This is a genomic window from Citrobacter sp. wls706, from assembly GCF_005281305.1.
GTDB classification, from domain to species: Bacteria; Pseudomonadota; Gammaproteobacteria; order Enterobacterales; family Enterobacteriaceae; genus Citrobacter; species Citrobacter werkmanii.
In genome coordinates this window covers 1-240 of sequence record NZ_SZXG01000021.1, presented here as the reverse complement: position 1 = coordinate 240, position 240 = coordinate 1, and the positions used below count along the sequence as shown (strand labels likewise).

Sequence of the window (240 nt, the reverse complement as noted above, 5' to 3'; positions counted from 1 at the left end):
CAGCTTGATCCAGATTTTTAAAGAGCAAATATCTCAAACATCACCCGAAGATGAGTTTTGAGATATCAGGGTACGCGTCTTTCACTCACGAACCAGCAAGTGGCGTCCCCTAGGGGATTCGAACCCCTGTTACCGCCGTGAAAGGGCGGTGTCCTGGGCCTCTAGACGAAGGGGACACTGAAGTCTCAATCGCAAGACGCCTTGCTATTCACTTTTCATCAGACAATCTGTGTGAGCACT

The 240-nt window shown here is 49.6% G+C and carries 1 tRNA gene; it reads right to left on the bottom strand.

The window, feature by feature from the left end:
• Nucleotides 1-100: 100 nt before the first annotated feature.
• Nucleotides 101-176 (bottom strand) — tRNA-Glu (locus tag FDW92_RS04870).
• Between the last annotated feature and the right edge of the window lie 64 nt (nt 177-240).